The organism is Mycobacterium sp. NGS24 (assembly GCF_059813065.1).
This window is the reverse complement of sequence record NZ_JCALDW010000003.1, coordinates 282,861-308,869: the sequence shown is the minus strand read 5'-3', so window position 1 is coordinate 308,869 and position 26,009 is coordinate 282,861. Positions and strand designations below refer to the sequence as shown.

Genomic DNA, 26,009 nt, shown 5'->3' with positions numbered 1-26,009 from the left:
TCAGAAGCGTAGCAGGCGAATTCAGAAGCTGAGCCCGGAGTACATCAGCTGGCCGGGGTCGTACTGTTGCCGAACGGCACTCAGCCGCGCCAGGTTTGAGCCGAAATATCGCGCCGCCTGGGTGTTGGCTTCCAGATAGTTGACGTAGCCGCCGACCGAATACTGCTTCACCGTCTGATGCGCGGTCGCCACCCAGGTACTGGCTGTCGACGTCGACCCACTGCCGGTTTCGACATACCACTGCGCGACGGCAGCGGCGCGTCGCCACGGGAACGCCGTTGCCGCCGTGTCCACGTCACCGACCGCGCCAGACAGCGTGTCGACGATCACCGAGGCCCGGCCACCCTCGGGCGGCCACTTCCCGAGTGCACCCACAATCGCCTGCGCCGCCGCCGAATCGAGGGTGCCGATCACGTCGGAGCCGGCCACGAATCCGCGTGGCGAACTCGTCGCGCTGCCACCGGCCAGGTAGGTCACCAGTTCCATGCGCCCGAGCGTCTTGTGTTCGGTGGCGGTGGGCGCCACTCCGACCGCGGCTTTGATCGCCTCGGCCACTGCCGGTCCGGTACCGGCCGGGCAGGTGGCCAGCACGTGGCAGGCGCCCTGGGTGCCGTTGACCGAGAGGTCGACCAGACCCCAGGTGTTCCGGTCCGCCGACCCGAGCCAGGTCTGCCATCCGGTGAGCACCTGCGCGCCGGCCGACGGCGCGAAATCGACCCGCACCACGTCGGAGTCGGCGGTGGGGAATGTGGTGAAGGTCAGCGAGGTGGTCACCCCGAAGTTGCCGCCGCCACCGCCGCGCAGCGCCCAGAACAGCTCCGGGTTCTCCTGCTCGGACGCGGTGACCGTTTGACCGCTGGGCAACACCACCGTCGCCGACCGCAAGGCATCGCAGGCCAGGCCCGCATGCCGGGAGTCCGCCCCCATGCCGCCGCCGAGCGTCAGACCAGCCACCCCGACGGTGGGGCAACTGCCGGTCGGTATCGCACGGCCACCACCGGCCAGGGCCTGGTTGATCGCGTAGAGCTGGGTTGCGGCCGGCACGGTCACGGTGCCAGCACCGTTGTCGACGTTGACCCCGCCGGTCAGGCCGCGCAGGTCGAGGACCATGGCCCCGGTCGCGCTGGATGCGCCGGTATAGGAATGGCCACCGCCGCGGGGAGCGATCTTGAGTCTGTTGGCCGCCGCGAACGCGACCGCTTTCTGGACGTCCGCCGGCGAGGTGACCAGCACCACCGCCGCCGGACTGGAACCGTTGTACAGCGAGTTGAATATTTGCTTGCCACCGGCGAAACCGGCGTCGGAGGGCAGCAACACTTTGCCGCTGATGGCGGACGCCAGGCTGCTCCACGCACCGGTCGGCTCAGCCCAGGCCCGCACCGCCGGGAACAACGCCGAGCTGGCCAATGCTCCGACTGCGCCGCGTAGAAAGGCCTGCCGCGAGATCATGAGTCGCATTGTCGATCGCCGACCCGGCCAAACCCATTGCCTGCCAACGTGTCGCGGCACAGCGTGACGCGATCGTGTCGTAGCGCACCCGAAACGCCGGGCGGGCCAAACCTTTACACCTTCGTGTCCTGAATGAGACCGCCGTAGACGAAGGTTCGTAGAGTCACTGAGTGCCGCCTGGGTGCTCTCCAACTATCGGGAGCCGACATGATGCCATGGCGCCACCAACCACTGACCGTCCGGCTACTGGCCGGAACCGCCGGGCTGCTCACCGCGGCCGCGGCATTCGCCGCCCCCGCCGAGGCGAGTCCCGTCGACGACGCGTTCATCTCCGCCCTGTCCAACGCCGGCGTCAACATCGGCGATCCGATGGACACCGAAGCGCTGGGGCAGTCCGTCTGCCCGATGCTGGCCCAGCCGGGCGGGAACTTCGCCGCGGCCGCGACGCGGGTCCGGGGCAGCAACGGTATGTCGCCCGAGATGGCCAGCATGTTCACCACGATCGCGATCCAGATGTACTGCCCCTCGGCGATGGCCGACATCGCCAGCGGCCGGATGCCGGGCGCACTGCAGCAGATCCCGGGCATGGCGGGCATCCCGGGGCTGCCCGCGGGCCTGCCCGGGATGTAGCTAGCCGGTGCCCAGCGGGTCGATGGTCCACGCGACGTAGACCATCGCGGCAGCCACCGACGCCGTGGTCAGCAGATCGGTCCCCCGGCTGCGCACCACCAGCAGGCCGGCCCGCTCCTCGGGCAGGGCCAGCCGCAGCGCCGCGGCCACCCCGACACCGATGCCGATCAGCAACGCGCCGCGGCGCCAGAAGTTCGCCCCGGCCAGTACGAACGCCACCAGGAAGATCAGTCCGACGAGCAGAATCGGCCACTGGGCGCGGACCGCGCGTCCCAGAATGGTCCGGATCGTCATCGTTATCCGGCCAGCCCTTCGGCCAGCTCGACGACGTTGGTCAGCAGGAAGGCGCGGGTCAGCGGACCGACCCCGCCCGGGTTGGGCGACACGTGACCGGCCACCTCCCACACGTCGGGATGCACGTCACCGGTGAGTTTGCCGTCCACCCGGCTGACGCCCACGTCGACGACTGCGGCCCCGGGGCGCACCATGTCGGCGGTCAGCAGGTGCGACACCCCGACGCCGGCGACGATGATGTCAGCCTGCCGCGTGATCGCGGGCAGGTCACGAGTTCCGGTGTGGCACAACGTTACTGTGGCGTTCTCCGAGCGACGGGTGAGTAGCAGTCCGAGCGGCCGGCCCACCGTCACGCCGCGGCCGATCACCACCACGTGTGCGCCGGCGATCTCGACGTCGAAGCGGCGCAGCAGGTGCACGATGCCGCGCGGCGTGCACGGCAGCGGCGCGGGGTCGTTCAGCACCAGCCGGCCCAGGTTGGTCGGGTGCAGCCCGTCGGCGTCCTTGTCCGGGTCGACGCGCTGGAGTGCGGCGTTTTCGTTCAGGTGTTTGGGCAGCGGCAACTGCACGATGTAGCCGGTGCACTCGGGGTTGGCGTTGAGTTCGTCGATGGTGTCGTTGAGCGTCTCGGCAGAGATGTCGGCGGGCAGGTCGCGGCGCAACGAGGTGATGCCCACCTTGGCGCAGTCGGCGTGCTTGCCGCGCACGTAGGCCTGGGAGCCGGGGTCGTCGCCGACCAGGATGGTGCCCAATCCGGGGGTGCGGTCCGCAGCGTTCAAAGCCGCCACCCGTTTGGTCAGATCGACGAAGATCTCGTCCCGGGTGGCCTTGCCGTCCAGCGTGATTGCGCCCACGCCAGACAGTCTGGCATGGTCCCTCTCATGTCGTCTGCTGCCCCAGACGTGCTCAGCCCGGCCACGCTCGGTCCGATCACATTGCGCAACCGCATCATCAAGTCCGCGACTTTCGAAGCGCGCACCCCGGACGCGTTGGTGACCGACGACCTGATCGAGTACCACCGCCTGCCGGCCGCCGGCGGTGTCGGCATGACCACCGTCGCCTACTGCGCGGTCTCCCAGGGCGGACGCACCGAAGGCAACGGGATCTGGCTGCGCCCGGAGGCGGTGCCCGGCTTCCGGCGGCTCACCGACGCGATCCACGCCGAAGGCGCGGCGGTCAGCGCGCAGATCGGCCACGCCGGCCCGGTCGCCAACGCCCGCTCGAACAAGGCCCCCGCGCTGGCCCCGGTGCGGTTCTTCAACCCGATCGGCATGCGCTTCGCGAAGAAGGCCAGCGCCGACGACATCGACGACGTGCTGGCCGACCACGCCAGGGCCGCCCGGTTCGCGGTGGAAGCCGGCTTCGACGCCGTCGAGATACACCTCGGCCACAACTACTTGGCCAGTTCGTTCCTGTCGCCGCTGATCAACCGTCGCACCGACGAATTCGGCGGCTCGCTGGCCAACCGGGCCAAGGTGGCCCGCGGCCTGGTGCTGGCCGTGCGTCGCGCCGTCGACCAGGGGCCGCGGCCGATAGCGGTCACCGCGAAGCTGAACATGTCCGACGGGGTGCGCGGCGGCATTTCCAACGAAGAGGCGCTGACCACCGCCAAGTGGCTGGAGGAAGACGGCGGCCTGGACGCGATCGAACTCACCGCCGGCAGTTCGCTGGTCAACCCGATGTACCTGTTCCGCGGCGACGCGCCGTTGCGGGAATTCGCCGGCGCCTTCAAGCCGCCGCTGCGCTGGGGTATGCGGCTGACGGGCAAGAAGTTCCTGCGCGAATATCCGTACCGGGAGGCGTACCTGCTGCGCGAGGCCCAGCTGTTCCGCGCCGAGTTGACGTTGCCGCTGATCCTGCTGGGCGGTATCACCAACCGCGAGACCATGGATCTGGCGATGGCCGAGGGTTTCGATTTCGTCGCGATGGGACGCGCGCTGTTGGCCGAGCCGGACCTGATCAACCGCATCGCGGCTGACGGCGCCGCGGTGCATTCGGCGTGCACGCACTGCAACAAGTGCATGCCGACCATCTACACCCGGACGCACTGCGTGGTGACCGGCGCGCCTGACAGGCGTTGAGTGAGGGGCTACCGGCTAAAGTTGTCTGAATGTCTCCGCCCGTCCCGCCAGCGCTGACCGTCCGCCACGACGGCTCGGAGCGTACGTTCGCCGCAGGCCATGACGTGGTGGTCGGCCGCGATCTGCGCGCCGACATGCGAATCACCCACCCGCTGATCTCGCGCGCGCACCTGTTGCTGCGCTTCGACCAGGGCCGCTGGCTGGCGATCGACAACAACTCGCTCAACGGCACCTACGCCAACGGCCGGCGGGTGCCGATGGTCGACATCCACGACGGTCAGGCCGTCAACATCGGCAACCCGGACGGACCGCTGCTGGTCTTCGAGGTCGGGCGGCACCACGGGCCGGCCGGGCGTCCCCCGCAGACCGAATCGATGCGTATCCCGGCCGTCGCCGGCCCGTCCGGGGCGTGGCCGGCCGCGCCCCCACCGGGTCCCCCGCCCGCGGCGCCGCCCAGCGGGCGCCAACCGAGCCGGGGCGGACCACCGCCGCTGCGGCCGCATCCGGGTGGGCCGCCGCCGGGGCAACCGATGTACCCCAGCAGCGGCCAGCCGTGGGCCCCGCCCGGCTATCCGGTGAGTGCCCCGCCGTCGTCGTCGCCCAACTTCGCCCCGCCGGGACCGCCGGGACCGCCGGGACCGTCGCGGCCGCCATTGCGCCCGGGCCCGTCGGCCGGCGCCAAGCCGCCGGAGGGCGGCAACATCGCGACCAAGATGTTCCAGGCCCTGATGACCCGGACCGGCTCGCACGAGAAACCGGCCGGGTCCGTCACGATCGGACGTTCCACCGACAACGACATCGTCATCCAGGACGTCCTGGCCTCCCGTCAGCACGCGTTCCTGACCCTGACGCCGCTGGGCGCGGAGATCCGCGACAACAGCAGCGTCAACGGCACCTTCGTCAACGGCGTGCGGGTCGGTTCGGCCATCCTGACCGACGGTGACGTGGTCACCATCGGCAACGTCGACCTGGTGTTCGCCGGCGGCACCCTGGTGCGCCGCACCGCCGCGGCCACGCGTACCGGCGGCCTGGAGGTCAACTCCGTCACGTTCACCGTCGAGGGTGGCAAGCAGCTGCTCGACCACATCTCGCTGACCGCGCGGCCGGGCACGCTGACCGCCATCATCGGTGGTTCCGGTGCCGGCAAGTCCACGCTGTCGCGGCTGATCGCCGGCTACACCAGCCCGACCACCGGCAATGTCACCTTCGAGGGCCACGACATCCACGCCGAATACGCCTCGCTGCGCAGCCGCGTCGGCATGGTCCCCCAGGACGACGTGGTGCACCGCCAGCTGACGGTGAACCAGGCGCTCGGCTACGCCGCCGAGCTGCGGTTGCCGCCCGACACCAGCAAAGCCGACCGCGCCCAGGTGGTCGCCCAGGTTCTCGAGGAACTCGAGTTGACCAAGCACGGCGACACCCGGGTGGACAAGCTCTCGGGCGGCCAGCGCAAGCGTGCTTCGGTGGCGTTGGAGTTGCTCACCGGGCCGTCCCTGCTGATTCTCGACGAACCGACCTCGGGCCTGGACCCGGCGCTCGACCGGCAGGTGATGATGATGCTGCGCCAGCTCGCCGACGCGGGCCGCGTGGTGCTGGTGGTCACCCACTCGGTGTCCTACCTTGACGTCTGCGACCAGATCCTGTTGCTGGCGCCGGGCGGCAAGACCGCGTTCCTGGGCACGCCCGATCAGATCGGCGCGGCCATGGGCACCACCAACTGGGCCGACATCTTCACCAAGGTGGGCGCCGACCCGGACGAGGCCAACCGCCGTTTCCTGGAGGCCAGACAACAGCCACCGGGTCCGGCGCCGGCCAGCCCGGCCGCCGACCTGGGCGAGCCGGTGCATAACAGCGGCTTCCGTCAGTTCTCCACGATCGCGCGTCGCCAGGTTCGGCTGGTCATCTCCGACCGTGGTTACACCGTGTTCCTGGCATTGCTGCCGTTCCTGATCGGCGTGCTGACCCTGACGGTCCGCGGCAAGACCGGATTCGACATGGCCGACCCCTACAGCAGCGCACCGAATCAGCCCGGGCAGATCCTGGTGATGCTCAACGTGGGGGCGGTGTTCATGGGGACCGCGCTCACCATCCGCGACCTGGTCGGGGAACGTCCCATCTTCAAACGCGAACAGGCCGTCGGGCTGTCCACCGGCGCCTACATGGCCGCCAAGATCGTGGTGTTCTGCGCCTTCGCCACCATGCAGGCGGCGATAGCCACCACGATCGCGGTGATCGGCTGGGGGAAGCCGATATCGGACGCGGTGTTGCTGGGCGACGTCCGGCTGGAACTGTTCGTCACCGTCGCAGCCACGTGTGTGGCCTCGGCGATTCTCGGTATGGCGCTGTCGGCGATCGCGAAGTCCCAGGACCAGATCATGCCGCTGCTGGTCACCGCGATCATGTCGCAGCTGGTGTTCTCCGGCGGGATGATCTGGGTGACCAACCGCACCGGCCTGGACCAGTTGTCCTGGGCCACCCCGGCGCGGTGGGGGTACGCTGCGGCGTCGTCGACCATCGACACCCACCGGCTCACCCCGGGTCCGACCGACCCCAAGGACCAGCACTGGAACCACACGCCCAGCGCGTGGCTGTTCGACATGGGCATGCTCGCGGTGTTGTGCATTATCTACAGCAGCATCATCTGGTGGAGAATTCGCCTAAAGCGCCGCTGACGCGGATTGCACCCCTAATCTAGGCTGATGCAGCCATCCTCATCACCGGTCCTGACCGTGCGCACGGAGCGTTCACACCGGGACTTCGCGCCCGGATCGGACGTCATCGTCGGCAGTGACCTGCGCGCCGATCTGCGGGTGGCGCACCCTCTCGTCTCGCGCGCCCACCTGGTGCTGCGTTTCGACCAGGGCCGCTGGATCGCGATCGACAACAACTCCCAGAACGGGCTCTTCGCTAACGGCCGCCGGATGCAGACGCTCGACATCCAGGACGGCCAGGCGCTCAACCTCGGCAGGCCGGATGGACCCCGCGTCACCTTCGCGGTCGGCCACCACCACGGCAACGTCGGCGTTCTGCCGCCGACGGAGCGGTTTGCCGTGATCAATCCCGCCGCGGTGGGCGCGGGAGCCCCGCCGATGCGTCAACCCGGCGGTCAGGCGCCGCCGCGGGATGCCGCACAACGCACCTCGGCCATTCCGCTCATCTCCCCCGAACGGCGCGGGCCGGCCACCCAGCCTCCCACCCAACAAGCCCAGCCCACCCTGCAGCCACCCACCCAGCAGGCTCAACCCGTCCTGCAGTCGCCGGCCGCCCACCCGACCGAGGCCCTCACGGTGTCGCAGGGTCCCCCGGTCAGCCGCCCCGCAGCCGGCGGCGGAACCGCCCGGATCGGCCGCGCGGCCGACAACGACATCGTCATCGCCGATGTGCTGGCATCGCGCTATCACGCAGTCATGTCCCAGACGCCGCTGGGCACTGAAATCCGCGACAGCAGCGTCAACGGGACATTCGTCAACGGAATCAGGATCGGGTCGGCGATCCTCAGCGAAGGTGACGTCGTCACCATCGGCAACGTCGACCTGGTGCTGACCGGCGGTGTCCTGGTGCGCCGCACCGAAGCCGCGACCCGCACCGGTGGTCTGGAAGTCCGGGACATCGTGTTCGCGATCGACGGCAAGCGGCTGCTGGAGAACGTCGCGATGACCGCGCGGCCGGGGACGCTGACCGCGATCATCGGCGGCTCGGGGGCCGGCAAGAGCACCCTGTCGCGGTTGATCGCCGGTTACACCACGCCCAGCTCGGGCACCGTGACCTTCGAAGGTCACAACATTCACACTCAGTACGCGTCGTTGCGCAGCAGGATCGGCATGGTCCCGCAGGACGATGTGGTGCACCGGCAGCTGACGGTCAACCAGGCCCTCAGCTACGCCGCGGAGTTGCGCCTGCCGCCCGATACCAGCAAAGAGGACCGCGCCCAGGTGGTGGCGCAGGTGCTCGACGAGCTCGGGCTCACCAAGCACGCCGACACCCGCGTGGACAACCTGTCCGGTGGACAGCGCAAGCGCGCCTCGGTGGCGCTCGAGCTGCTCACCGGACCGTCGCTGCTGATCCTGGACGAGCCGACCTCGGGTCTGGACCCCGCCCTGGACCTGCAGGTGATGACGATGCTGCGGCAACTCGCCGACGCCGGTCGGGTGGTGCTGGTGGTGACGCACTCGTTGACCTACCTCGACGTCTGCGATCAGGTGCTGCTGATGGCCCCGGGCGGCAAAACGGCGTACCTGGGCCCGCCCGCCCAGATCGGCGACGTGATGGGGACGACGAACTGGGCCCACATTTTCGCCAAGGTGGGCGCCGACCCGGACGAAGCCAATCGGCGCTTCCTGGCCCAGAATCAGCCGCTGCCGGCTGCGGAGGCGACCGCACCGGCCGAACTCGGTGCCCCGGCGCACACCAGCGCGCGTCGTCAGTTCTCCACGATCACCCGCCGGCAGGTTCGGCTGGTGGTCGCCGACCGGGCGTACTTCATCTTCCTTGCGGTGCTGCCGTTCATCCTGGGCGGGTTGTCGCTGACTGTGCCGGGCAACACCGGGTTCGGCCGGGCCGCACCGACCAGTGACACCCCGGACGAAGCTGCCCAGATCCTGACGTTGCTTTCCATCGCCGCCGTCTTCATGGGCACCGCGCTGACCATCCGCGACCTGATCGGTGAACGGGCGATCTTCAAACGCGAACAGGCGGTCGGCTTGTCCACCTGGGCGTACCTGGGCGCCAAGCTGACCGTCTTCACCGTGTTCGCGGTGCTGCAGGCGGCCATCGCCACGCTCATCGTGATCGTCGGCAAAGGGGCTCCCACCCAGAAGGCCCTCGTGCTGGGTAACCCCAGCTTCGAGCTGTTCACCACTATCGCCGCGACCTGCGTGGCCTCGGCGATCCTCGGCCTGGTGCTCTCGTCGGTGGCCCGCTCCAACGAGCAGATCATGCCGCTGCTGGTGGTGTCGCTGATGCTCCAGCTGGTGCTGGCCGGCGGGATGATCCCGGTGACGAACCGGATCTTCCTCGACCAGCTGTCCTGGGCGATCCCGGCGCGCTGGGGTTATGCGGCCTCCGCCGCCACGGTGAACCTGCGCGAGCTGGTGCCCGGTTCACTCAGCCCCGAAGACAGCCACTGGGCGCACACCAAAGATGCCTGGCTGTTCGACATGGCGATGCTGGCCGTGCTGTCGGTGGTCTATTCGGGCATCGTGTGGTGGCGGATCCGGCTCAAGCGCTGACTCAGCCGTCCAGCCGCAGCCCATGCGCCAGCGCGAAGGCCATCGCCTGCGGCACGTCGACCCGTGCGCCGGCCAGCGACGCTGTCGTCCATAACGACAGGTCGACGGCAGCGCCGCGCAGGTCGGCCTCGTCGAGCCGGGTGCCCACCGTCCGCGCACCGCGCAGGTCCGCGCCGCGCAGCACGGCCTTGCGCAGGTCGGTTTCCACCAGGCTGGTCTCGCGTAGCCGGCACCCGCTGAGGTCGACGGCGCGCAGGTCGTTGCCGCCGAGCACCGCGAGCGTGAAGTCCACCTCGTCGAAGGTCACCGGCCGCAGCCGGCACTGCACGAACACCGATCCGAGCATGCTGCACTGCGCAAAAGTACTGTGCCACAACGTAGTTCGCGTGAATGTGCAGTTACGAAACGCTGATCCGCGGTGCTGCGACTCGGCCAGGTTGACGCCGCTGAAGTCGCATTCGGTGAACACCACGCGTTCGGTGAGCAGCCGGCTGAGGTCTCCGTCGTCAACGTCGCGGAAGTCCGCGCCGGTGAATTCGCGGTCAGTCCACTGCGGAGGCAACGCGCTCAGCTGGCCAGTCGGGCCAGCGCGTACTCGCTCACCGCGATCAGCGCGTCGGTGGCCGACCGGCGGTCGCGGGCGTCGACGCTGATCACCGGAATGTGCTCGGCCAGCGTCAGCGCTTTGCGCACCTCCCCGACGGGATATCGCGGGGCACCGTCGAACTCGTTGACCGCGACCAGGAACGGCAGCCGGCGGTGCTCGAAGAAGTCGACGGCGGCGAAGCTGTCCTGCAGTCGTCGCAGGTCGACCAGCACGATCGCGCCGATCGCGCCGCGCACCAGGTCGTCCCACATGAACCAGAACCGCCGCTGTCCCGGGGTGCCGAACAGGTAGAGCACCAGATCTTCGGCCAGGGTCAGCCGACCGAAATCCATGGCGACGGTGGTGGTGCGTTTGTCGGGGGTGGCTTCGACCATGTCCACGCCGGCCGAGGCGTCGGTCACCATCGCCTCGGTCCGCAGCGGCATGATCTCCGAGACCGAGCCGACGAAGGTGGTCTTGCCGGCCCCGAACCCGCCCGCGATGACGATCTTCGTCGACGCGGTTCCGTGTTCAGAGTGCTCTGAGACCACGCAACGTCCTCCCTATGAGTTCCTGCCGCTCGTCGCGGGTCGAGCGGTCGGTCAAGGTCCTGTGCACCCGAAGGTAACCGTCGGTGACCAGATCCCCGATCAGGACGCGCGCAACACCGACCGGCAAATCCAGCCGGGCCGACACTTCGGCGACGGACGGGCTGCTCACGCACAGCCCGACAATCCGGCCGCGCACGTCGTCGGCGGGCCACCCATGGGCGTGCCCGGACGGCAGCGTCTGCACCGGCGCCTCCAGCGGAAGGTCGACGTCGGTGCCGGTGCGCCCGGCCGTCAAAGTGTAAGGGCGGACCAGGCTGGGCGGCGCTAGCGGTGGGTCGCGTTCGTCCATCGCGGCTCGGGTTCGGCGCGGCGGGCGGACTGCACCACATTGCCCACCTGTTCGACGAGGATGGCCATCTCGTAGCCGATCTGCCCGATATCGCACGACGGCATGGCCAGGGTGGCCAGATGCGACCCGTCGCCGACGCGCATCAACAGCAGAAACCCGTTCTGCATCTCGACCACCGACTGCAGCACCTGCCCGCCTTCGAACAGCTGCGCGGCGCCGGTGGCCAGGCTGGCCAGCCCGGATGCCACCGCGGCCAGCTGGTCGGCCCGTTCCCGGGGCAGGTGCTCGCTGGCCGCGACCGGCAACCCGTCCACCGACACCAGCAGCGCGTGCGCCACCCCGGGAACCTCACGCACGAACTTCGACACCAGCCAGTCCAGCGGACTGTAGGACGATTGGACCGTCACTGCTGCTCGCCCCCCTCGGCGCCGGAGGTGTGCGACCGGCCGGAACGCACGCCGCTGAAGTGGCTGCCGATCGACGCACGGACCGCTTCGGGATTGCGGTGCAAGCCGCCGTTGGACACTTCGCGGTCGTCGGCCTCGGCCGCGCCGGGTACCAGCTGGGCGCCCGGGGTGCGCATCGGCAGACCGGCATCGGTGCGGGTCTCGACCGGCTTGTCCTCAGCCTCGGCGGCCGCGGTCCAGCCGCGGTCCCACACCGTCTGCCAATCCAGGTCGGGGCTCTGAACCAGGTCGTGCGGGTCGCCCATGATCTCCGAGAGCATCCGTTGATAGATCACGTCGTCGTCATCCGGGCCCGAGGGCGTGAGGTCCGGCGGCGGCGGTTTCGGGGTAGGCGGGGCCGGCGGGGACGGGCGCCGGGCGAAGAACGCCGAGGTGTCCGACGCGGCCGTGGCGGGTTGCGGCGCGGCCGGTTGGGCCGGCGTCACCGGTTGCTGCGGCCCCTTCTCCCACCACGGTGTCGGCAACGGACGCTTCTGCTTGGGTGGCGGCTGCTCGGCCCCCGCCACGGCGTCGGAGGTGATGCCGCTGGACCCCGGACTGCGGCGGGGTAACGCCGTGACCGGCTGCCCCCCGGTGGCGGCCGGCGACACGGGGGCCGCGCCCTGCTCGGCCGGCGGCGTCACCTTGAAGAACTGCCGCTGCGGCGGCGGGGCGGGCTCCGGCGGTGTGGCGCCGACCAGCACCGTCACCGGCAGATACACCTCGGCGGTGGTGCCACCGCCCGCTTCGCTGCCGGCCGGTCCCCGCAACCCCACCCGGACCCCATGCCGGGCGGCCAGCCGGCCGACCACGAAAAGGCCCATGTGCCGGGCGTTTTCCGGGGTCGGCTCCGGCGTGCCGCCGGGTTGCAGCCGCATGTTCGCCATCCGCCGGTCGGAGTCGGTCATGCCCAGCCCGGAATCTGCAATGCGCAGCAGGACGCCGCCCTCACTGCCGCGGACGACGGACACCTTCACCGGGGAGGTGGGCGGCGAATAGCGCAGCGCGTTGTCGATCAACTCGGCGAGCAGATGGATGATTCCGCCGGCGGTGGCGCCCAGCACCGTGCAGTCGGGCACCGCGCCGGTTTCGACCCGGCGGTAGTCCTCAACCTCGGAGACCGCGGCGTTGATCACGGTCGACAGGGGCACCGGATCGCGCTGGTCACGGGTGATCTGCGCGTCGGCCAGCACCAAGAGATTGGCGCTGTTGCGGCGCAACCGGGCGGCCAGGTGATCCAACCGGAAGAGGTGGTCGAGCCGCTCGGGATCCTCCTCGTTGCGTTCCAGTCGGTCGATCAGCGCCAGCTGCTGATCCACCAGGGAACGGCTGCGCCGCGACATCGTCTCGAACATGTCGTTGACCAGCAGCCGCAGTCGCGCCTCGTCACCGGCCAGCAGCAGGGCCTGGGTGTGCAGTTCGTCGACGGCGTGGGCGACCTGCCCGATCTCCTCGGTGGTGTACACCGCCAACGGTTCGGGAACGGGTTCGGCGCCGGCGCGGACCCGTTCGATCTCACCCTCGAGATCGGTGTGGGCCACCTTCAACGCGCCGTCGCGCAGCATCCGCAACGGCTTGACCAGCGCACGCGCCACCAACAGCACGATCAGCAGCGCGATCCCGATGGCGAGCAGCATCAGCACCGCGTCGCGGACGGCTGCGTCGCGGCGTTCGGTGGCCTGCCCCTGCACCGATCTGGTCACCTCCGCGGTGGCGCTGCCGATGACCTGTTCGGCGATTCCCTGGGTGGTCTGTATCGATCGCAGCAGGTCGGGGTTCTCGACCAGGTCGCTGGCCGGGTCGGACATGATCGACATCCGGGTGACCAGCTGCTGCTGCAGGTTCTTGGCATCCGGTGAACCGGCCCCGAGCACTTCGCTCATCCCGAACAGCGTGGACGGTTCGGTGCCGGCCAGGGTGATCATCGAGTTGCGCAGTTGCGGCTCGGGCAGGTCGGCGCCGCGAATGACCAGAATCTGCTGCAACGTCATCTGTCCGCGCGCGCCGACGGCTCGGCTCAGGCCCTGCACCTGGGACCGGATCCGCTCGCTGTCCACCTGCACCGAAGCGGTGATCGCGTCCTCGGCGGTCAGCAGCAGGGGGGCGTAGGTGGTGATGCGGTCGCGCAGACCGAGGCTGTTGCTCAGCGCCTTGTCCAGCAGGGCCTGCCCGCCGTTGAGCAAGGTGTCCCCGCCGGTCCGGACATCGGGTATGACGTCGGTGTCCGCCAACCGGGTCTGCAGTTCGTTCTTGCGGGCGGCGAAGTTCTTCTTCGCACCCTCCACGTCGCGCCCGGTGGAGCTGGCCAGCAGCGCCACGTCGAGCGCCGACATGTACTTGGTGATCGCCGGTATCACCTCGGCCCGGGCCGCGGCCAGCCGCAAGCCGTTCGAATTGGCCAGCGCGCCCTCGACCCGCATCGCCCCGAAGACGGTCGCCAGCACCAGCGGAACCACCGCGATCGCGAAGACCTTCCAGCGCACCGGCCAGTTGCGCAGCGACCAGGACCGCGGTCGTTTGGCCGACACGTTCGCGGCGGCCGGGGCGGGTGCGAACTCGGGCGGGACCGCCGCGACCTGGTTGGTCGGGCGGGCGAACATGGTCACGTGGGCGCGCTTTCCCGGGGCATCGAGTGAAACGAGAGGCTCATCGAACTTCCTGCTGCTGTATTCGCCGGCAGCTGGCCGCGAATGGAATGCCTGACGATCCGACGAGTATGACAGCCCGCAGCTGAGGTCTCCATAATTGTTACTGAGTAGATAAAGTTCGGCGCAGCGGATTCGACGACGGGCCGGTCAGCAGGAAAAACCGTTCTATCGGGTAGCGCCGAAACGGGCTATCCCACGCAATATCCATGGCGTGCGCTTGGCCATCAGGGCCGCGACGCGGTCCGAGCGGCGCATCGCCGCCCCGGGTCCCGGGGTGGGTGTTGACACCAGTGCCGCCTCGACCGATCCCGGGCGCGCGCCGCCGCGAGCGACCTCCAGCAGCTGCCAGCTGCCGGGCACTCCGCGCAACTCGACGTTGCCACGGTCTTCAAAGCCAATTCCCGAACCCACGACCAGGTCACGCACGGTGCGCGAGACAAGGATTTCGCCGGGACCAGCCTGGCTGAGAATGCGTGCAGCGATGTGAACCGCGATCCCCCCGATATCGCGGTCCAGCAGTTCACACTCACCGGTGTGAATACCTATCCGGACCTCGATTCCCAGCGTCTCGGCATCGCGGCGCAACATCTCCGCGCAGCGGATGGCCTGCGTCGGACCGTCGAATGTGATGAGGTGGCCGTCACCGGTGCTCTTGACAACTGTGCCGGCGAATCGGCTGGTGAGTTCGGCAGTGACTGCTCCAAAGCGCTGCAGCACCGCGCGCCACCGTTCGTCGCCGGTGGCCGCGACACGTTCGGTCGAGGCGACGATGTCGGTGAACAGCACGGTGCGCAGGGCACGACGTGACGGTGCCGTCTGGCCGTGGCTGCCGGTGAGCAACTCTTCGATTTCGGTCGCGATCCTGTCCGGCTCAGTGAACCATGGCGCGTGGTCTGCTCCATCGAGCTCGAGCATGCGTGCGCCGGGAATGTGATCGGCTAGGTATCTGCCCGATTGCACGGGCAGCGCGGGATCGTCGCGGGCGTGGAAAACGAGTGTCGGTGCCGTGATCGTCGGCAGGATCGGCCGCACGTCGATCCGGAATCCCGCTTCCGCTGTTGCCCGCGCCATCCCCGGGCTGGCGCACATGCGCTCCAACATTCCGAGCTGGCGTGTCGATCGGACCGACGAAATGATGCATTTGAGTGCCGCCCCGCTCCCCCATGCATATCGGACGGCGCGGCCGAATTCCTGGCTGTGGGCAATCCATGCCACCGATGGCGTGTAGTTTTCGCCCAACTCACTCAAGATACGTGCCCGCAGTTCTGCCGGATCACAGTCCAGGTCGCCCCACCCGTCTGTAACGGAGTACGACGTCGTACCGGTCAGGATCAACGCCCGGGTTCGTTCCGGACGCGTTGCGGCAAAGAGGATGGCCGCCGGACCGCCTTCGCTCACCCCGAGGAGGGCGGCCGTTTCGAATCCGGCGGCGTCCATCACGGCCTGGATCTCGGTCGCACGCTCGTCGAGCGTACGTACTTTGGGCACTGGATCTGACAACCCCACGCCGGCCTTGTCAAACAACAAGACTCGAGCGAACGTGCCCAGCTTCTCCATCAGCGAACCGAATTCGGGCATTGTCCAATACAACTCGACGTGACTGGCGAACGACCCGGCCCAGACCAGGTCAACGGGCCCGTCGCCGACCACCTGATAGGCGAGACTGAGGTCACCGCAGGGCGCATACAACGTTTCCGCCACGAGCAGTGAGCGTAGCGGCGACATCGTCGCAGCACCCGCCAATCAGAATGAAGGCTGAAAGTCAGGGCTGGGCAGGACATCGCTAAGCGGGGTACTGCGCGACGGTCTTGCGGATCACCGACTCGACCTCGTCGGCCAGCAGGAACCGTTGTGCCACCAGATCTTCGGCGGCGGCACGGACCGCCGCAGCGTAGTCGTCGCCGGTCGCGTAGCGGTCGGTGACCGACGGCCGGCCCGGCGCGAAGGCCAGCTTGCTGCCGATGCGCTCGTAGAGCACGTCGGGCAGGTCCTGGGTGTACTGGCGGGCGTTCCAGCCGGTGTACACCGCGAGCGGGGCAGCGACGGCGGGCAGCCGGATGCCGGCGACTTCGTTGCCGTCCTGGTCGACCGCCGACACCAGGTCCACGTGCGACTGGCCGCGGCGCGCCGCCGGGAGCCAGGCCGGCGACGGGGTGTTGGTGTAGCCGAAGTGTGACAGCACGTCCTTGCGAGCGACGGCGGTGCCGTCGGCGGTGCGGGGCACCGCGCTGGCGGGGGGCTCGACGCCGTCGACGACCCAGTTCTCCAGGGCGATCAGCAGGGCGCGGGTGACCGGGGTGACGTCGAGGTGGTGCACCGGGTTGGCCGCGGGCAGCGCGTCCTTGATCTTGCTGCTGCCGAAGTGGTCGGTGCCGGCCAGCAGGTAGGTGCGCACGTCGGCGTCCTCGGGCAGGTCCTGGCCGGTGTGCGGGTCGACGTGGACCAGCGCGCCGTCGCCCTGCCAGTACTCGGTGGCGCTGTTGGTGAAGATGGTCTTCGGCACCCCGCCGAGGGCGCGCTGCACGGCCAGCAGATCGGCGTTGCTCAGCGGGTCGTTGCTGCCGCGACCGCTGCCGCCCGGGGCGGAGGGTTGGGCGTAGCGCTGGTTGAATTGGCCGCGGGCGGCGCTGGCGAAGTCGCTGAAGACGCCGTCGAAGACCTGCAGTCCGGCCTCGTCGACGTTCAGACCGTCGGAGACGAACTGGCGCAGCAGCCGTCCGGCCTGGGAGACGCCGTAGGCGAAGGTGTGCTCGATGCCGTCGGCCCGCAGGTGGCTGACGATGTCGCGGATGGCCAGCAGGCCGGTGCCGGCGACCGGGGCCAGCGCGGTGCGGTAGGTCAGCTCGTACCAGCGGAAAGGCTGGAATCCGCCGTCCAGCGCGACATGGGTCTCGTCGGTGAAGCGCCAGGTGTCCCGGTCGATGACGGTCGGCTCGGCGTCAGGTGCGGTGCGCACGGTCAGCACGGCGTGGGGGTCGTCGACGTCGACGGTCGGGTAATCGGTGAACCTGAACAGCACGTCGGCGCCGGGGATGGACTCGATCTCGGGCGCGGTGAAGCTGAGCACGTGGTCGTCCTTGACGCTGTCCGAGCGCCACTCCAGGCGCAGGAAGCCGGGCTCGACATCGGCTTGCGGCGCGGTCAGGCCCAGGGTGGCCGGCCCGCGCTGGACGTCCCACTGCCAGCCGCACGAGGCGATCGTCCAGCCCCGGTCGAGCAGGAAGCCGCCCTTGAGCCAGGGGGCGTTGGTCGGCACGCCGCGGTTGGGGACGACGAACAGCAGCTTGCCGTTGCCGCCGTCGACCGGGCGGATCAGGCGCAGGTCCGCGTCGTAGCGGACCAGGCCGTCGGCGTCGCGGGCGGCCAGCTCGAGGTCGGCGATGCGCGCGTTGGCCAGGTGGGCGGGGTCCACGGCGAAGGTAACCGTGGCCTCTACGTTCTCGTAACGGCTGTCGGTGTGCGGGTAGACGCTGTTCACCTGCACTGATTCGACGGTCATTCTCGGTGCCCCCTGGTTCGGTGTCGGCTTGCTTGACACCGAGATTTCTGCAGGGGCCTTGGAGAGTTCTAAAAGAGTTCTTGGTGAGCAGAAGCTGCGCCGGTGTCACCCGGCGCAGCAGCTGACCCTAATCCGACTTCTTCTTCTTCGATTTCTTGTCGTCATCATCGTCTTCGTCTTCATCGTCGTCGTCGTCATCATCGTCATCGTCATCGTCATCGTCATCGTCGTCATCGTCATCGTCGTCGTCTTTGTCGTCGTCGTCGTCTTTGTCGTCGTCGTCGTCGTCTTTGTCGTCGTCTTTGTCAGGGTCGTATTCGTCGGCCTTGTCGGCGTACTTCGTCAGCAGATCGATCAAATGCCGCGCTTCGTCGGGTGAGATCAGATCCTCGAATAGGCCTTCGTCGTCCTCGGAGATACGCGCAACATAAACGTCGCCCTTCTTGACACCTACGTCCCACCTGCCGCCCTCGTGACGAGCCATTTGACGCCCTTTCGACTAGATACCGATGCAGATCTGACAACGAGCTAACGCGTTGTTTACCCACTTCTGCGAAAAGACAGCCGACGAAATTTGCCATGATCGACGCATGTTCCGGCTGCTGTTCTTTTCTCCCCGGATTGCGCCGAACACGGGCAATGCCATTCGGACGGTGGCGGCGACCGGATGCGAACTGCATCTGGTCGAGCCGCTGGGCTTCGACCTGTCCGAGCCGAAACTGCGGCGGGCGGGGCTGGACTATCACGACCTGGCGTCCGTCACTGTGCACACATCGCTCGAATCGGCGTGGGCGGCGTTGTCGCCGGCGCGGGTGTTCGCCTTCACCGCTGCGGCCGGCACGCCGTTCGCCGCGGTCGATTACCTGCCGGGTGATGTGCTGATGTTCGGGCCCGAACCCACCGGGCTGGACGCGGCAACCCTGGCCGATCCGCACATCACCCAGCAGGTGCGGATTCCGATGCTGGCCGGGCGGCGGTCCCTGAACCTGTCCAACGCCGCGGCCGTCGCCGTCTACGAGGCGTGGCGCCAGCACGGCTACTCCGGTGCCGTGTAACTCTCGAATTTGCCGGCCACAAGCAGAAGCAGGCCCGTGCGAACACGGGCCTGCTTCCAAGTGGCCATGTTTCTGGGGGCAGAGAAACATGCCACAGCTTTGAGGGGTGTCGGCGGTGATGCCGACTTCGGTGTAACTCGTTGTCATTGAGACTGCCCGACTCGGGTCCCCGGCGGTGTCCTCCGATGGGAGATACCGGGAGACGAATCCGGTGTCCACCAAATAGGGGACAGACGCGTCCCCCGACGGTTACCAGCTGTTCCAGTGCGTCAAGCTTTCGGCCGGCAGCCGCTTGGCGGGCCGGAAGTCGGTGCCCTTGGTGTAGGCGATCGGGAACAGGCCGCCCTGGCTGTAGTCCTCGTAAGGGATGCCGACCACGTCGGCGACCTGGCGCTCGCCGTCACCGAGCAGGTGCAGCGTGGTCCAGCACGAGCCCAGCCCGCGCGACCGCAGCGCCAGGCAGAAGCTCCACACCGCCGGGAACAGCGACGCCCAGAAGGACACACCGCCCAGCGGCGACTTGTTCTCGCGACCCTCGATGCACGGGATCAGCAGCACCGGCGCCTCGTGCATGTGTTCGGCGAGGTACATCGCTGACTCACGCACCCGACCCATCCGCTCGCCGCGGGTGTCGCCCTCGGCGTATTCGCGGGCCGGCGAGCTGAGGTAGCCGCGGGCATTGGCCAGATAGACGTCGCCGATCGCCTTCTTCTTGTCCGCGTCCTCGACGAAAACCCATTGCCAGCCCTGCGAATTGGAACCGGTCGGTGCCTGCAGCGCCAGCTCCAGGCACTCCATCAGCACGTCGCGCGACACCGGCTTGTCGAAATCGAGGCGCTTACGGACCGAGCGGGTGGTGCGCAGGACTTCGTCCACGGTCAGGTCGAGGGTCATGTGGGGCACCCTACCCGCGCTGATCGTCGGCCACGACCGTCGAACTGCCACAACGGGTTCCGGGACTCCGAGCGTAATTCTCCAGAAGTCGCGCGGGCACCCGCGATTCGGTCCAACCCGGCGGCCCGAACATGTAGCCGAACCGGCCCCGCCACGACTCGGCGTGCGATACGTCGCGCATCAGCGACACCGTCTCCAGGTAGTTGTATTTCACCGGATTGTCGGTGTCGATGCGGTGCGTCAGCCCGTAACGCACCGGCTCGACCTCCTCGGCATAGCTACCGAAGCACCGGTCCCAGATGATGAACACACCGCCGTAGTTCTTGTCGAGGTAGGCCGGGTTGGAGCCGTGGTGCACCCGGTGGTGTGACGGGGTGTTGAACAGGAATTCGTATGGCCGCCAGAGCTTTCCGATCCGTTCGGTGTGGCACGGGATCTGGAAGACCAAACCGGCGGTGTTGACCAGGAAGATCATCCATGCCGGAAATCCCAGCAGCGCGGCCGGCAGCCAGGCCATGCTGCGCACGGCGTAGGACACCGGGTGGAACCACGGCAGCCGCAGGTTGGTCGAGATGTTGAAATGCGTACTCGAGTGATGCACGCTGTGCGCGGCCCACAGCAGCCGGATGCGGTGATCGCCGCGGTGGGCCCAGTAGTAGCAGCAGTCGGTGACCACCAGGCACGCCACCCACACCCACCAGTGCCGCGGCGACAGGTGCAGCGGGGTCAGCGCGCCGGCCGCGACGATCGTGGAGAACGGCAGCACGTAGTGCCCGAGGATTCTGAAGGTGGCGTTGAGCAGATAGGTCGCCCAGTTGCCGGCGGTGTCGCGCGCCGAGAACGCCGACTCGGCGGGGTCGCGGCGCACGTCGACCCATTCCAGGAACGACAACAGCACGAAGGCGGGAACCGTCGCGAGGATCAGCATGGTGGTGGCTTGCATGCCGCCACGCTATGAACAATCGATCGGCCAGACATCGCGCACCGGAGCGATTGCGCATCCCTCTCGTGGGGGATGCGCAGCGGTAGTGTGGCCTCCCATGGCCCGCACCGCCGACCTGCCGCTGGAACAGGTGCGCCGGTCGTTGACGCGTCAATCGCTGCTGGTGGGGGTGATCGCCGCCGCGGTCGACGTCACCTATTTTCTGGTCTCGGGGATCTACGGCGAAGCGCCGGTTGCCGCGACGGCAGTGGCGGGGCTGCTGGCGGCGGCAGACCTGGCCCTGGCCGGTCCGCCCGCCTCGGTGGCCCTGGTCGCCGTGACGCAGGTCGTGACCAGGTTGCTGGCGTGCCTGTTGCTCTACCACCACGGCCGGGCCACCGGTGTCAGCGATATCGGCATCCTGGTGGCCGGGTTCCGCGCCGGCGCCTGGTTGTCCACTCGGGTTTCGCTGGTGATCGTTCCGCTGTTGGTGGGGGCGGTGGGATGGGCGGCGATCCTCAATGCAGCCGGCCGAGACGACTGGCGGCTGCTGGTGATCATCGCCGGGTCCAACGGGTTCGTGCCCTGGCTGGTGGGCCGGTACACCGCGACCGGGGGCATCTACGTCACCGAACTCGAACAGCGCGACCGGTTGCGTGCTCAGGAGCAGCGCCTCGCGCTGGAACGGGCACTGACCGACGAGCGCGAAGCCATCGCGCGCGACCTGCATGACGTGATCTCCCATCACGTCAGCGCCATCGGCGTGCACGCCGGTGCGGCCCGGATCGCCTTGGCGGGCGGCCAGCCCGCGGTCACCGAATCCCTGTCGGCGGTGGAATCCTCCAGCCGGGCCGCGATGGTGGATCTGCGCCGCCAGCTCGACCTGCTGCACGGCCGACACGACGCCGGCGACCGCCAGCCCGGCCTGGGCGGTATCGACGAACTCGTCGAGTCGGTGGGCAGGGCGGGCCTTACGGTCGAACTCGTGCTGCCCACCGACCCGCTGGTCTTGCCGCCGTCACTGGACGTGACGGTGTATCGGATCGTGCAGGAACTCCTCACCAACGCGCTGCGCCACGGCGATGGCACCGCCCGTCTGGAGGTGCGCCGGGCCGGTGCACGGCTCGAGATTGTGCAAACCAATCCCATTGCTGTGCAACCTTATTCCGGTGATTCGCTGCATCATGGCCTGGACGGGATCCGGCGCCGCGCCGAGTTGTTCGGCGGCAGGCTGGAATGCGGTGGCCAGAACGAATGGCGCGCCATGGTGTCGCTGCCGATCGCGACGCCATGACCATCCGCGTGCTGATCGCCGACGATCATGCGGTGTTCCGTGCCGGACTACGCGCCATCATCGACGCGCATCCCGACACCTCGTGCGTCGCCGATGTCGGCGACGGGCGCACCGCGATCGAGCAGACGTTGCGACTTCGTCCCGACGTGTGCGTGCTCGATGTGCGGATGCCCAAACTCGACGGGATCGCGGCCATCGCCCCGATCGTCTCGGCCGGCGACACCCGGGTGCTGATGTTGACCACCTACGACAGCGAGACGGTGCTGGCGCAGGCACTGCAGGCCGGGGCCAGTGGCTTCCTGCTGAAATCCCTTCCGCCGGAGGAACTTGTGGGCGCCATCCGGATCGTGGCGCGCGGCGACTCCGTCATCGATCCCGCGATGACCCGCCGACTGGCCGCCCGGGTCGCGGACTCGCTGGCACCGGTGCCCACTCCCGCCGCAGTGGCCTCCCTCACCGCCCGGGAGTACGAGGTGCTGTTGCTGGTCGCCGAGGCCCACAGCAACGCCGAGATCGCCGCGGAGTTGGTGGTCAGCGAGGAGACGGTCAAGACGCATGTGTCGCGCATCCTGGCCAAACTCGGTGTGCGCGACCGTATCCACGCGGTGGTGCTCGCGCACCAGCACAAACTCACCGGAAATCCCGGGACTTCGAGCCCACCGCCAAAGTGATGCGGCCGATCCGATCGGCCACGACAGTGATTGCGCCGCTGGCGTTTTGGACCTGACCGCGGATCAGCAGCGCCGGCGCGGTGTGGGCCAGCTTGCGGTGGCGTTCCCACACCCCCGGTGTGCACAGCACGTTGATCATGCCCGTCTCGTCCTCGAGGTTGACGAACGTCACCCCCCGGGCGGTGCCGGGCCGCTGCCGATGGGTCACCGCGCCGGCGACCAGCACCCGGTCCCCGTCGGGCACCTCCCCCAATGCGGCGGCGGGCACCACCCCCAGTGCGTCGAGGTCGGCCCGCAGGAACTGCGTCGGATAGCTGTCCGGGGAGACGCCGGTGGCCCACACGTCGGCAGCCGCCAGCTCCAGTTCGCTCATTCCGGGCAGCGCGGGGATGTGTGAGGACGAGCCGACGCCGGGCAACCGGTCCGGCCGTTGGGTGGCCGCGGCCCCGGCCGCCCACAACCCTTCACGCCGGGACATCCCGAAACAGCCCAGCGCGCCGGCCGTCGCCAGCGCTTCGGTCTGCGGGACGCTCAATTGCAGTCGAGTGGTCAGGTCCAGCAGGGAGATGAACGGGCCGTTGGTTTTTCGCTCGTCGACCAGTTTCTCAGCCAGGTCTTCGCCGATGTGGCGGACCGCCCCCAGCCCCAACCGGACCTCCAGCCCGGCGTTCTCCAGCGTCGCGAAAGCCAGGCTGGCATTCACGTCTGGACCGTGCACCAGCACGCCGTGCCGGCGCGCGTCAGCCACCAGCGACTGCGACGAATAGAAACCCATCGGCTGGGCGCGCAGCAACGCCGCACAGAACGCCGCCGGGTGGTGCAGCTTGAACCACGACGAGTAGAACACCAGCGACGCGAAGGACAGCGCGTGACTTTCCGGGAAACCGAAGTTGGCGAACGCCTCCAGCTTTTCGTAGGTCCGCTCGATCACCTCGTCCGGCGCCCCGTGCAAGGTGCGCATGCCGTCGTAAAACCGGTCGCGCAGCCGTCGCATGCGTTCGGTGGAGCGCTTGGAGCCCATGGCGCGCCGCAACTGGTCGGCTTCGGCGGCCGAGAAGCCGGCGCAGTCGACCGCCAGCTGCATCAGCTGTTCCTGGAAAAGCGGTACTCCCAACGTTTTACGCAATGCCGGTTCCATCGACGGGTGATCGTAGACGACCGGGTCGACACCGTTGCGACGTTTGATGTAGGGATGCACCGACCCGCCCTGGATGGGCCCGGGCCGGATCAGCGCGACTTCTACCACCAGGTCGTAGAAGACCCGCGGCCGCAGCCGCGGCAGCGTAGCCATCTGCGCGCGCGACTCCACCTGGAACACGCCCACCGAATCGGCCCGCGACAGCATCTCGTACACCGCCGGTTCGGAGAGATCGAGCCGGGCGAAGTCCACATTGATGCCTTTGTGCTCGGCCACCAGATCCCGCGCGTAGTGCAGCGCCGAGAGCATGCCCAGACCCAGCAGATCGAATTTCACCAAACCGATTGCCGCACAGTCGTCTTTGTCCCACTGCAACACACTGCGGTTCGCCATGCGCGCCCATTCCACCGGGCACACGTCGGCGATCGGGCGGTCGCAGATCACCATGCCGCCGGAATGGATACCCATGTGCCGCGGCAGGTTCCGGATCTGGTTGGCCAGGTCCACCACCTGCTCGGGAATGCCCTCGATATCGGCGGGCTGCCCCGACCAGTGACTGATCTGCTTGCTCCACGCGTCCTGCTGTCCCTGCGAGAAACCCAGCGCGCGCGCCATGTCGCGCACCGCACTGCGCGGCCGGTAGGTGATGACGTTGGCTACCTGGGCGGCATAATCCCGGCCGTACTTGTCGTAGACGTACTGGATGACTTTTTCGCGCTGGTCGGACTCGATGTCGATGTCGATGTCGGGCGGGCCGTCGCGGGCGGGCGAGAGGAAGCGCTCGAACAGCAAATCGTTGGCTATCGGGTCGACAGCGGTCACCCCGAGGGCGTAACAGACCGCGGAATTGGCCGCCGATCCCCTGCCCTGACACAGGATGTCGTTTTCTCGACAGAACCGGGTGATGTCGTCCACCACCAGGAAGTAACCCGGAAAACTCAGTCGGGCAATGATTTTCAGTTCGTGCTCGATCTGGTCGTATGCTCTTTTCGCCCGATCGGCCGGTCCGTAGCGATCGGCCGCACCCGCCATGGTCAGGGCGCGCAGCCAACTGTCCTCGGTGTGCCCTTCGGGTACGTCGAAGGGTGGCAGCTGCGGCGCGATCAATGCCAGCCCGAACGCGCACTGCTCGCCGAGTTCGGCGGCCGCGGTCACCGCGTCAGTGCCCCTAAAGGGCAAGTGCGCGAACAGCCGGGCCATTTCCTCACCGGAGCGCAGGTGTGAGCCGCCCAGTGGTGCCAGCCATCCCTCGGCGTCGTCCAGGGACTGCCGGGCCCGGATCGCACCCATCGCCATGGCCAGCCGGCGCCGGGACGGATCGGCGAAGTGCGCTCCGGTGGTGGCGACGACACCGACCCCGAAGTGCGGCGCCAGCCCGGCCAGCAGCGCATTGCGTTCGTCGTCGAGGGGTTGACCATGATGGGTCAGTTCGATGCTCACCCGATGTGCCCCGAACCGATCCACCAGGTCGGCCAACGCCAGCCGCGCCGCATCGGGTCCGGAGTCGGAGAGTGCTTGTCGCACAGAACCTTTCCGGCATCCGGTGAGAATGTGCCAGTGGCCGCCGGCGGCTTCGGTCAATGCGTCGAGGTCGTAACGCAGCTTGCCCTTCTCCCCGCCGGCCAGGTGTGCGGTGGCCAGTTGCCGCGACAGCCGCCGGTACCCTTCGGGACCTCGGGCCAGCACCAGCAGATGCGGCCCGGGCGGATCCGGTTGCTCGGTGCGCGCCTGGCAGCTCAGCGACAATTCCGCGCCGAACACCGTGCGCATGTCGAGTTCGACGGCCGCTTCAGCGAATCGCACCGCGCCGTACAGGCCGTTGTGGTCGGTCAGCGCCAGCGCCCACAGGTCCAGCCGGGCTGCCTCCTCCACCAACTCCTCCGGCGTGCTGGCCCCGTCGAGGAAGCTGTACGCCGAATGCGCATGCAATTCGGCATATGCGACCGACGACCGGCGCCGGCGCCCGTCCGATTTTGCTGAATACGATCCGCGCTTCTGCGACAACGGAGCATCACCAGCCGGCACAGCCGCGGCCGGCCGGCCCGCATGGCGCGGTTTGCCGTCGAGAACCCGCTCCATCTCCGACCAACTCGGCGGCCCGTTGTGCCATCCCACCGAACCAGTATATCGAACATCTGTTCGAGTGTCACGTCGTCGCCAACAGTTCGAAACCCGCACCGGAACACCTTTGGAACGCCGCCGAAACAATTTGCGAACATGACGCGCTACGGTGATATCGCCCCAGTTAAATACCTCTTTATCTGATAAACGCAT

21 protein-coding genes are annotated in these 26,009 nt (G+C 68.3%); 7 read left to right on the top strand and 14 right to left on the bottom strand.

Going from position 1 to position 26,009, the window contains the following annotated elements; translation table 11 throughout:
- Window positions 1-21: 21 nt before the first annotated feature.
- Window positions 22-1,458, bottom strand: coding sequence for an FAD-dependent oxidoreductase (locus AC5Y6Y_RS06950; protein WP_473139748.1), 1,437 nt, complete (start codon window positions 1,456-1,458; stop codon window positions 22-24).
- A 198-nt stretch (window positions 1,459-1,656) separates the two neighbouring features.
- Between AC5Y6Y_RS06950 and AC5Y6Y_RS06945 the strand changes: the two genes are divergently transcribed.
- Window positions 1,657-2,079: a DUF732 domain-containing protein gene (locus AC5Y6Y_RS06945; RefSeq protein WP_463825950.1), complete on the top strand. Its 423-nt coding sequence runs from the start codon at window positions 1,657-1,659 to the stop codon at window positions 2,077-2,079.
- On the opposite strand, the gene AC5Y6Y_RS06940 is transcribed toward AC5Y6Y_RS06945, so the two are convergent.
- The gene (locus AC5Y6Y_RS06940) at window positions 2,080-2,373 is read right to left on the bottom strand and encodes a DUF3017 domain-containing protein (RefSeq protein WP_463825949.1); all 294 of its coding nucleotides are present in this window, start codon (window positions 2,371-2,373) and stop codon (window positions 2,080-2,082) included.
- 2 nt (window positions 2,374-2,375) lie between these two features.
- Window positions 2,376-3,227 (bottom strand): bifunctional methylenetetrahydrofolate dehydrogenase/methenyltetrahydrofolate cyclohydrolase, encoded by an 852-nt coding sequence (locus AC5Y6Y_RS06935; RefSeq protein ID WP_473139749.1) that lies wholly within the window; start codon window positions 3,225-3,227, stop codon window positions 2,376-2,378.
- A 27-nt stretch (window positions 3,228-3,254) separates the two neighbouring features.
- Here AC5Y6Y_RS06935 and AC5Y6Y_RS06930 point away from each other — a divergent pair, with 27 nt between their 5' ends.
- From AC5Y6Y_RS06930 to AC5Y6Y_RS06920, 3 genes are read left to right on the top strand one after another with little or no spacing between them, the layout of a single operon-like run.
- On the top strand, window positions 3,255-4,454 hold the full coding sequence (locus AC5Y6Y_RS06930; RefSeq protein WP_463825947.1) for an NADH:flavin oxidoreductase: 1,200 nt from the start codon (window positions 3,255-3,257) through the stop codon (window positions 4,452-4,454).
- 29 nt (window positions 4,455-4,483) lie between these two features.
- Window positions 4,484-7,126, top strand: coding sequence for an FHA domain-containing protein (locus AC5Y6Y_RS06925; RefSeq protein ID WP_473139750.1), 2,643 nt, complete (start codon window positions 4,484-4,486; stop codon window positions 7,124-7,126).
- A 27-nt stretch (window positions 7,127-7,153) separates the two neighbouring features.
- Window positions 7,154-9,682 carry an ATP-binding cassette domain-containing protein gene (locus AC5Y6Y_RS06920; protein ID WP_463825945.1) on the top strand — a complete coding sequence of 843 codons (2,529 nt, stop codon included), beginning with the start codon at window positions 7,154-7,156 and terminating at the stop codon, window positions 9,680-9,682.
- 1 nt (window position 9,683) lies between these two features.
- On the opposite strand, the gene AC5Y6Y_RS06915 is transcribed toward AC5Y6Y_RS06920, so the two are convergent.
- The 8 genes from AC5Y6Y_RS06915 to AC5Y6Y_RS06880 all read right to left on the bottom strand — a co-directional run bounded on the left by AC5Y6Y_RS06915 (window position 9,684) and on the right by AC5Y6Y_RS06880 (window position 18,245).
- Window positions 9,684-10,244 (bottom strand): pentapeptide repeat-containing protein, encoded by a 561-nt coding sequence (locus AC5Y6Y_RS06915; protein ID WP_473139751.1) that lies wholly within the window; start codon window positions 10,242-10,244, stop codon window positions 9,684-9,686.
- A gap of 5 nt (window positions 10,245-10,249) precedes the next feature.
- Window positions 10,250-10,819: a GTP-binding protein gene (locus AC5Y6Y_RS06910; protein WP_463825943.1), complete on the bottom strand. Its 570-nt coding sequence runs from the start codon at window positions 10,817-10,819 to the stop codon at window positions 10,250-10,252.
- Window positions 10,800-11,168, bottom strand: a complete 369-nt coding sequence (locus tag AC5Y6Y_RS06905) for a DUF742 domain-containing protein (RefSeq protein ID WP_463825942.1) — start codon at window positions 11,166-11,168, stop codon at window positions 10,800-10,802. The genes AC5Y6Y_RS06910 and AC5Y6Y_RS06905 overlap by 20 nt, the downstream gene beginning before the upstream one ends.
- Window positions 11,144-11,575, bottom strand: coding sequence for a roadblock/LC7 domain-containing protein (locus AC5Y6Y_RS06900; RefSeq protein WP_463825941.1), 432 nt, complete (start codon window positions 11,573-11,575; stop codon window positions 11,144-11,146). Before AC5Y6Y_RS06900 ends, AC5Y6Y_RS06905 begins: the two co-directional genes overlap by 25 nt.
- Window positions 11,572-14,220, bottom strand: a complete 2,649-nt coding sequence (locus tag AC5Y6Y_RS06895) for a sensor histidine kinase (protein WP_473139752.1) — start codon at window positions 14,218-14,220, stop codon at window positions 11,572-11,574. The genes AC5Y6Y_RS06900 and AC5Y6Y_RS06895 overlap by 4 nt, the downstream gene beginning before the upstream one ends.
- A gap of 207 nt (window positions 14,221-14,427) precedes the next feature.
- The gene (locus AC5Y6Y_RS06890) at window positions 14,428-15,963 is read right to left on the bottom strand and encodes an adenylate/guanylate cyclase domain-containing protein (protein WP_473139753.1); all 1,536 of its coding nucleotides are present in this window, start codon (window positions 15,961-15,963) and stop codon (window positions 14,428-14,430) included.
- A gap of 82 nt (window positions 15,964-16,045) precedes the next feature.
- Window positions 16,046-17,761: an alpha/beta hydrolase domain-containing protein gene (locus tag AC5Y6Y_RS06885; RefSeq protein ID WP_473139754.1), complete on the bottom strand. Its 1,716-nt coding sequence runs from the start codon at window positions 17,759-17,761 to the stop codon at window positions 16,046-16,048.
- Between the two features lie 127 nt (window positions 17,762-17,888).
- The gene (locus AC5Y6Y_RS06880; protein WP_473139755.1) at window positions 17,889-18,245 is read right to left on the bottom strand and encodes a hypothetical protein; all 357 of its coding nucleotides are present in this window, start codon (window positions 18,243-18,245) and stop codon (window positions 17,889-17,891) included.
- 106 nt (window positions 18,246-18,351) lie between these two features.
- Between AC5Y6Y_RS06880 and AC5Y6Y_RS06875 the strand changes: the two genes are divergently transcribed.
- Window positions 18,352-18,816, top strand: coding sequence for a tRNA (cytidine(34)-2'-O)-methyltransferase (locus tag AC5Y6Y_RS06875; protein WP_473139756.1), 465 nt, complete (start codon window positions 18,352-18,354; stop codon window positions 18,814-18,816).
- A gap of 249 nt (window positions 18,817-19,065) precedes the next feature.
- Here the strand turns inward: AC5Y6Y_RS06875 and AC5Y6Y_RS06870 are convergent, their stop codons facing one another.
- Entirely contained in the window at window positions 19,066-19,710 is a 645-nt protein-coding gene (locus tag AC5Y6Y_RS06870) for a nitroreductase family protein (RefSeq protein WP_473139757.1), read from the bottom strand.
- A gap of 10 nt (window positions 19,711-19,720) precedes the next feature.
- A complete protein-coding gene (locus AC5Y6Y_RS06865) occupies window positions 19,721-20,653 on the bottom strand; it encodes a sterol desaturase family protein (RefSeq protein WP_473139758.1) in 933 nt (310 codons plus the stop codon).
- A 97-nt stretch (window positions 20,654-20,750) separates the two neighbouring features.
- Here AC5Y6Y_RS06865 and AC5Y6Y_RS06860 point away from each other — a divergent pair, with 97 nt between their 5' ends.
- Together AC5Y6Y_RS06860 and AC5Y6Y_RS06855 are read left to right on the top strand one after the other, a co-directional pair.
- The gene (locus AC5Y6Y_RS06860) at window positions 20,751-21,926 is read left to right on the top strand and encodes a sensor histidine kinase (protein ID WP_473139759.1); all 1,176 of its coding nucleotides are present in this window, start codon (window positions 20,751-20,753) and stop codon (window positions 21,924-21,926) included.
- Entirely contained in the window at window positions 21,923-22,597 is a 675-nt protein-coding gene (locus AC5Y6Y_RS06855) for a response regulator (protein ID WP_463825932.1), read from the top strand. Before AC5Y6Y_RS06860 ends, AC5Y6Y_RS06855 begins: the two co-directional genes overlap by 4 nt.
- On the opposite strand, the gene AC5Y6Y_RS06850 is transcribed toward AC5Y6Y_RS06855, so the two are convergent.
- Window positions 22,557-25,850, bottom strand: a complete 3,294-nt coding sequence (locus AC5Y6Y_RS06850; RefSeq protein WP_473139760.1) for an error-prone DNA polymerase — start codon at window positions 25,848-25,850, stop codon at window positions 22,557-22,559. The genes AC5Y6Y_RS06855 and AC5Y6Y_RS06850 overlap by 41 nt on opposite strands.
- Window positions 25,851-26,009 lie beyond the last annotated feature (159 nt).

Bases quoted from the DNA above. Each gene is read 5' to 3' on its own strand.
- AC5Y6Y_RS06950 (WP_473139748.1), bottom strand. From the start codon at position 1,458: ATGCGACTCATGATCTCGCGGCAGGCCTTTCTACGCGGCGCAGTCGGA.
- AC5Y6Y_RS06945 (WP_463825950.1), top strand. From the start codon at position 1,657: ATGATGCCATGGCGCCACCAACCACTGACCGTCCGGCTACTGGCCGGA.
- AC5Y6Y_RS06930 (WP_463825947.1), top strand. From the start codon at position 3,255: ATGTCGTCTGCTGCCCCAGACGTGCTCAGCCCGGCCACGCTCGGTCCG.
- AC5Y6Y_RS06880 (WP_473139755.1), bottom strand. From the start codon at position 18,245: ATGGCTCGTCACGAGGGCGGCAGGTGGGACGTAGGTGTCAAGAAGGGC.
- AC5Y6Y_RS06885 (WP_473139754.1), bottom strand. From the start codon at position 17,761: ATGACCGTCGAATCAGTGCAGGTGAACAGCGTCTACCCGCACACCGAC.
- AC5Y6Y_RS06860 (WP_473139759.1), top strand. From the start codon at position 20,751: ATGGCCCGCACCGCCGACCTGCCGCTGGAACAGGTGCGCCGGTCGTTG.
- AC5Y6Y_RS06920 (WP_463825945.1), top strand. From the start codon at position 7,154: ATGCAGCCATCCTCATCACCGGTCCTGACCGTGCGCACGGAGCGTTCA.
- AC5Y6Y_RS06940 (WP_463825949.1), bottom strand. From the start codon at position 2,373: ATGACGATCCGGACCATTCTGGGACGCGCGGTCCGCGCCCAGTGGCCG.
- AC5Y6Y_RS06870 (WP_473139757.1), bottom strand. From the start codon at position 19,710: ATGACCCTCGACCTGACCGTGGACGAAGTCCTGCGCACCACCCGCTCG.
- AC5Y6Y_RS06855 (WP_463825932.1), top strand. From the start codon at position 21,923: ATGACCATCCGCGTGCTGATCGCCGACGATCATGCGGTGTTCCGTGCC.
- AC5Y6Y_RS06865 (WP_473139758.1), bottom strand. From the start codon at position 20,653: ATGCAAGCCACCACCATGCTGATCCTCGCGACGGTTCCCGCCTTCGTG.
- AC5Y6Y_RS06925 (WP_473139750.1), top strand. From the start codon at position 4,484: ATGTCTCCGCCCGTCCCGCCAGCGCTGACCGTCCGCCACGACGGCTCG.
- AC5Y6Y_RS06905 (WP_463825942.1), bottom strand. From the start codon at position 11,168: ATGGACGAACGCGACCCACCGCTAGCGCCGCCCAGCCTGGTCCGCCCT.
- AC5Y6Y_RS06875 (WP_473139756.1), top strand. From the start codon at position 18,352: ATGTTCCGGCTGCTGTTCTTTTCTCCCCGGATTGCGCCGAACACGGGC.